This window comes from Streptomyces sp. NPDC034670, from assembly GCF_055574875.1.
This window is the reverse complement of the sequence record NZ_JBVITR010000057.1, coordinates 22,248-28,274: the sequence shown is the minus strand read 5'-3', so window position 1 is coordinate 28,274 and position 6,027 is coordinate 22,248. Positions and strand designations below refer to the sequence as shown.

4 protein-coding genes and 2 pseudogenes are annotated in these 6,027 nt (G+C 71.9%); 5 read left to right on the top strand and 1 reads right to left on the bottom strand.

Annotation, left to right across the window (positions count from 1 at the left end; all coding sequences use genetic code 11):
* Positions 1-186: 186 nt before the first annotated feature.
* The 3 genes and pseudogenes from ACZ56B_RS28265 to prcA all read left to right on the top strand — a co-directional run.
* Positions 187-378 (top strand): annotated as a pseudogene (locus ACZ56B_RS28265) (endonuclease domain-containing protein); the annotation flags it as partial.
* Positions 330-1,175 (top strand): proteasome subunit beta, encoded by an 846-nt coding sequence (gene prcB / locus ACZ56B_RS28260; RefSeq protein WP_468796440.1) that lies wholly within the window; start codon positions 330-332, stop codon positions 1,173-1,175. The pseudogene ACZ56B_RS28265 and the gene prcB, both read left to right, overlap by 49 nt.
* Before the next feature lie 74 nt (positions 1,176-1,249).
* Positions 1,250-2,020, top strand: coding sequence for a proteasome subunit alpha (prcA, locus tag ACZ56B_RS28255; protein WP_468796438.1), 771 nt, complete (start codon positions 1,250-1,252; stop codon positions 2,018-2,020).
* A 182-nt stretch (positions 2,021-2,202) separates the two neighbouring features.
* On the opposite strand, the gene ACZ56B_RS28250 is transcribed toward prcA, so the two are convergent.
* Positions 2,203-3,258, bottom strand: coding sequence for a LacI family DNA-binding transcriptional regulator (locus ACZ56B_RS28250; RefSeq protein ID WP_468796436.1), 1,056 nt, complete (start codon positions 3,256-3,258; stop codon positions 2,203-2,205).
* Positions 3,259-3,322: 64 nt separating this feature from the next.
* On the opposite strand from ACZ56B_RS28250, the pseudogene ACZ56B_RS28245 reads away from it, so the two are divergent.
* Both ACZ56B_RS28245 and pafA read left to right on the top strand, forming a co-directional pair.
* A pseudogene (locus ACZ56B_RS28245) lies at positions 3,323-4,581 on the top strand (MFS transporter).
* 9 nt (positions 4,582-4,590) lie between these two features.
* A complete protein-coding gene (gene pafA, locus ACZ56B_RS28240) occupies positions 4,591-5,952 on the top strand; it encodes a Pup--protein ligase (RefSeq protein WP_468796434.1) in 1,362 nt (453 codons plus the stop codon).
* Positions 5,953-6,027: the final 75 nt, after the last annotated feature.

Sequence of the window (6,027 nt, the reverse complement as noted above, 5' to 3'; positions counted from 1 at the left end):
AGAAAAAAAGAGAGGGGGGGGGGGGCGCATAGCGGCGGGGTGGTGGGGGGGGGGGAGGGGCGGGGGACAGGAGGGTGGTCTGTGTCCCCGGGGGGCCGTCACCCCCCCCCCCCGCGAGCAGTCCTCGCCGGTGGTGGGGCGGCCTGCTCCGGCGGGCCGCGGATCCGCCGTCGCGCAGGTCCGCGTGCTTCCGCGATGTATGTGGATCACCGCCACGAGACGGGTAGGGTCCGTGGCGTATCGTGCTTCAGCCGTCATGCCGCGCTGGGGCAGTTCAAGGATCGGCCCGATGCCATAAGGCGGGCTGCCGCATACGTGGAAGGAATCGCGTGGAAGCCAACACTCGTAGCACCGGGCGTCTCCCTGCTGCCTTCCTGACGCCAGGATCCTCCTCCTTCATGGACTTCCTCTCCGAGCACCAGCCGGAACTGCTGCCCGGCAAGAGGAAGCTGCCGCCCGTCCAGGGCGCGATCGAGGCGCCGCACGGCACCACGATCGTGGCCGTGACCTTCCCGGGCGGGGTCGTGCTCGCCGGTGACCGGCGGGCCACCATGGGCAACGTCATCGCGCAGCGGGACATCGAGAAGGTGTTCCCCGCGGACGAGTACTCGGCGGTGGGCATCGCCGGTACGGCGGGACTGGCCGTGGAGATGGTGAAGCTGTTCCAGCTCGAGCTGGAGCACTTCGAGAAGGTCGAGGGCGCGCAGCTGTCGCTGGAGGGCAAGGCGAACCGGCTGTCGACGATGATCCGCTCGAACCTGGGCATGGCCATGCAGGGGCTGGCCGTGGTGCCGCTGTTCGCCGGGTACGACCTGGACCGGGAGCAGGGGCGGATCTTCTCCTACGACGTCACGGGCGGGCGTTCGGAGGAGCAGGGGTACGCGGCCACCGGTTCCGGGTCGATCTTCGCGCGCGGTGCGATGAAGAAGCTGTTCCGGGACGACCTGAGTGAGGCCGAGGCCACCACGCTGGTGGTGCAGGCCCTGTACGACGCGGCAGACGACGACTCGGCGACCGGCGGTCCCGATGTCGCCCGCCGGATCTACCCGATCGTCACCGTGATCACCGAGGACGGTTTCCGCCGGCTCTCCGAGGAGGAGGCGTCCGGGATCGCCCGGTCCGTGCTGGAGCGGCGGCTGGAGCAGCCGGACGGCCCGCGGGCGGCGCTGCTGTAGACGCGGCGCGGGCGGTTTGTTGGTTCAGGGTCCAGGGTGGTCCAGTGACTTCGACAGAAAGGGACGGATAACCGGTGTCGACGCCGTTCTATGTCTCACCCCAGCAGGCGATGGCCGACCGGGCGGAGTACGCCCGCAAAGGCATCGCCCGTGGTCGCAGCCTGGTTGTGCTGCAGTACGCCGACGGCATCGTGTTCGTCGGTGAGAACCCGTCCCGTGCGCTGCACAAGTTCAGCGAGATCTACGACCGGATCGGCTTCGCCGCGGCCGGTAAGTACAACGAGTACGAGAACCTGCGGATCGGGGGCGTGCGCTACGCCGACCTGCGGGGTTACACCTACGACCGGGCCGATGTGACGGCCCGGGGCCTGGCGAACGTGTACGCGCAGACGCTGGGCACGATCTTCTCGAGCGTGGGGGAGAAGCCGTACGAGGTGGAGCTGGTGGTGGCCGAGGTCGGGGAGACCCCGGAGCAGGACCAGATCTACCGGCTGCCGCACGACGGTTCCATCGTGGACGAGCACGGCTCGGTGGCGGTGGGGGGCAACGCGGAGCAGATCAGCGGGTACCTGGACCAGCGGCACCGGGACGGGATGACGCTGGCGGAGGCGCTGAGGCTGGCCGTCCAGTCGCTGTCGCGGGACACCAACGGCAGCGAGCGGGAGATTCCCGCGGAGCGGCTGGAGGTGGCGGTGCTGGACCGTACGCGGCCGCAGAAGCGGAAGTTCCGGCGGATCAGCGGGCGGCAGCTGTCGCGGCTGCTGGAGGCCGGTGGCGCGGGGACGGCGCCGAAGGCGGAGACGGACGCGGAGCCGAGGACCGGGTCCGCAGGAGACGCGGAGTAGTCCCGGCCGCGGGTGAGGTCGCGCCGCGCGCCCCGGCCGGTCGGCCGGGGCGCGCGGCATGTGCGGGTGCCCGCGGCGGGGCGGGCGGGGACGCGGGGGCGCCCGCCGCCGTTCCCGGCCTGCCGTCGTGCGCGGCCGGACGCCCGGCGCCGTCCTGCGCGGGCCGCGGGCGGCCCGCCCGTTCATCGGGGACGGGCCGGTCCCGTCGATCCCCTCACCACCAGGTCGACCGGGATGTCGCCCGCTTCGGGGGTGCGGTCGTCCAGCACGGCGAGGAGGGCCTGCATGCCGCGTTCGCCGAAGAGCTCCGCGTCCAGGCGGACCGTGGTGAGCTCCGGGTCGATCGCGGTGGCCAGGGCCAGGTCGTCCAGACCGGTGACGGAGAGGTCGTCGGGGACGCGCAGGCCCAGGCGGCGGGCCGCCTTGTAGGCGCCGGCCGCCAGCTGGTCGTCGTCGCAGACCACGGCGGTGGGGCGGTCGGGGTCCAGGAGCGCGGCGTGCGCCGCGGCTTCGGCGCCCCTGATGGAGATGGGTGACCTCGTCGTGCGCAGGGACGTGCCGGGGACCTCCCGCAGGCGGTCCGCGAGTTCGCGGGCGCGCACCTCGAAGGTCCAGGAGGCCACGTCCGCGGCCAGGTGGAGGTACCGGCGGTGGCCCAGGGCGAGGAGGTGGCCGGCGACCTGGCGGACACCGTCGGCGATGTCGAGGTTGACCGTGGCCGCGCCCGTGGTGCCGTCGGGGTCGCTGTCCAGCATCACCAGGGGGAGCTGGTCGCCGCGGATCGCGGTGAGGGCCTCGGCGGCCATGGAGGAGGCGATGACGCCGTCCAGGGCGGCCTGGGCGGAGGCGAAGGGGTCGCGGGCCGGGCCGATGCCCTCGGGGGAGGGGTAGAGCACCACGCCGAAGCCGTGCCGGGAGGCGACCCGGGCGGCTCCGGTGTAGACGCCCGCGAAGAACTCCGTGGTCAGGGCGGGGACGACCAGGAGGACCGTGCGGGTGCGGCCGAGGCGGAGGTTGCGGGCGGCGAGGTTGGGCCGGTAGCCCAGGGTGCGGGCGGCCTCGCGGACGCGCTGGGCCGTGGCCTGGGAGACCCGGCCGCGCCACTTGTCGCCGAGGACCAGGGAGACCGCGGCCTGGGAGACGCCGGCGGCCTGGGCCACGTCCCGGCTCGTGGGGCGGGTGCTGGCTCGTGCCACCGTCGGGCCACTCCTTCGTCTGGACCGGGGAACAGCGGACATGGTACGTATGGACGGTTACGTTATACGTAAAACCCCGACAGGTGACGTGAGCGGAGGGCTCGGCATGGCCACGGGATACCTGGAGATCCTCCGGGCACGGCACGCGGCCCGGCTGCTCGCGGGCACCCTGGTGGGGCGGCTGCCCAACGCGACCGCCCCCCTCGCGATCGTGCTGTTCGTGCGGGCGGAAGGCGGTACGTACAGCCTGGCCGGCGCGCTGGCCGCGGTGTACGGGGTCGCCAACGCCGTGGGGCAGCCCGTGCTGGGGCGGCTGGTGGACCTGCGGGGGCAGCCGGGGGTGCAACTGCCCGCCGCGGTGCTGTCGGGGCTGGCGATGGCCGTGTTCGCCTTCACGGGGACCGGGCCGGCGGTGGTGGCCTGGGCGGCCGTGGCCGCCGCGGGACTCCTCACCCCGCCCCTGGAGGGCGGGCTGCGGGCCCTGTGGGCCTCGGTGCTGCCCGAGGAGGGCCAGGTGCACCGGGCGTACGCCATGGACGCCGTGGCACAGGAGGTGATGTTCACCGTCGGACCGCTGCTGGTGACCCTGTGCACCTCGCTGTGGTCGGCCCAGGCGGCGCTGCTCGTGCTGAACGCCGTCGGAGTGCTGGGAGCCCTGTCCGTGGTGGTCTCGCCGCCCTCGCGCGCCTGGCGGTCGGCGCCGCGCGAGGCGCACTGGCTGGGCGCGCTGCGCTCGCGGGGGCTGCTCGCGCTGCTGGGCGCCTTCCTGTTCGTGGGGATCGCGATGGGGTCCATCACCGTGGCGGCGGTGTCGTACGCGGACGGGCACGGCGGCGACCGGGTGTACGGCGGGCTGATGGCGGGCCTGGGCCTCGGCGCGCTCATCGGCGGCGCGGCGTACGGGGCGCGGCGGTGGGGCGGGAGCCCGCGCGGCGACTGCAGGTGCTGGTGGCCCTCCTGGCAGTGTGTTACCTGCCGCTGACTCTGATGCCGGGCCCGGTGGCCATGACGTCGCTCACCGTGGTCGCCGGTCTCTTCCTCGCCCCGGTCATCGCCTGCGCCTTCGTCCTGGTCGACCGGCACGCGCCGCGCGGGACGGTCACCGAGGCGTTCTCCTGGCTGGTGACGACGTTCACCGTGGGCGCGTCGGTCGGAACGGGGCTCACGGGCCCGGTCGTCGAGGCGGGCGGGGCCCTGTGGGGGTTCGTCGTACCGGGCGTCGCGGGCGGCGTGTCGCTGCTGGTTTTGATCGCCACCGGGCGGGTATTGGTACTTCCGGCCGAAAACACGGTGGTTGCGGCCCGTTCGGAAAATGATCCGAACCGTGCCCTCGAACCTCGTTTCAGTTCGGGGGATCGGGCGTAATGTTCCCTCATGGACCGCCGCATTTTCGGGCTGGAGAACGAGTACGGCGTCACGTGCACGTTCAGGGGACAGCGGCGCCTGTCTCCTGACGAGGTGGCGCGGTACCTCTTCCGCCGTGTCGTGTCATGGGGCCGAAGCAGCAACGTCTTTCTGCGCAACGGCGCCCGCCTCTATCTCGACGTGGGATCACATCCGGAATACGCCACACCCGAATGTGACAACGTGACCGAGCTGGTCACCCACGACAAGGCCGGCGAGCGCATTCTCGAAGGACTCCTGGTGGACGCGGAACGACGCCTGCACGAGGAGGGCATCGCGGGCGACGTCTACCTCTTCAAGAACAACACCGACTCGGCGGGCAACTCCTACGGGTGCCACGAGAACTACCTGGTGGCCCGGCACGGGGAGTTCTCCCGGCTCGCGGACATCCTCATCCCGTTCCTGGTCACGCGCCAGCTGCTGTGCGGCGCCGGCAAGGTGCTGCAGACGCCGCGCGGTGCCGTGTACTGCGTCAGCCAGCGGGCCGAGCACATCTGGGAGGGCGTCTCCTCGGCGACGACCCGCTCCCGGCCGATCATCAACACCCGGGACGAGCCGCACGCGGACGCCGAGCGCTACCGCCGGCTGCACGTCATCGTGGGCGACTCGAACATGTCCGAGACGACCATGCTGCTCAAGGTCGGGGCCACCGACCTGGTGCTGCGCATGATCGAGGCGGGCACCGTGATGCGCGACCTCACCCTGGAGAACCCGATCCGGGCGATCCGCGAGGTCAGCCACGACATCACCGGCCGGCGGAAGGTGCGCCTGGCCAGCGGCCGGGAGGCCTCCGCGCTGGAGGTGCAGCGCGAGTACTACGAGAAGGCGCTGGACTTCTGCGAGCGCCGCGGCATCCGCACCGGCATCGTCGAGCAGGTGCTGGAGCTGTGGGGCCGCACGCTGGACGCGATCGAGTCCGAGGACCTCGACCGCATCGACACCGAGATCGACTGGGTCATGAAGTACAAGCTCATCGAGCGGTACCGGGCCAAGCACAACATGACCATGTCCCATCCGCGGGTCGCCCAGATAGACCTCGCCTACCACGACATCCACCGCCGCCGCGGCCTGTACTACCTGCTGGAGAAGAAGGGGCAGGCGGCCCGGATCTGCAACGACGTGAAGATCTTCGAGGGCAAGTCGGTACCGCCGCAGACCACCCGGGCCCGGCTGCGCGGCGACTTCATCCGGCGGGCCCAGGAGCAGCGCCGCGACTTCACCGTCGACTGGGTCCACCTCAAGCTCAACGACCAGGCCCAGCGGACCGTGCTGTGCAAGGACCCGTTCCGTTCGGTGGATGAGCGGGTGGAGAAGCTGATCGCCGGAATGTGAGCGGACGCCCGGTGCCCCGGAGGCTTTCGCGGCCTCCGGGGCACCGGGCGTTCTCCCGCGGGAAAGGGGCCGGAG

Coding starts and splice junctions, on each gene's coding strand:
- ACZ56B_RS28250 (WP_468796436.1), bottom strand. CDS start 3,258: ATGTCCGCTGTTCCCCGGTCCAGACGAAGGAGTGGCCCGACGGTGGCA.
- pafA (WP_468796434.1), top strand. CDS start 4,591: ATGGACCGCCGCATTTTCGGGCTGGAGAACGAGTACGGCGTCACGTGC.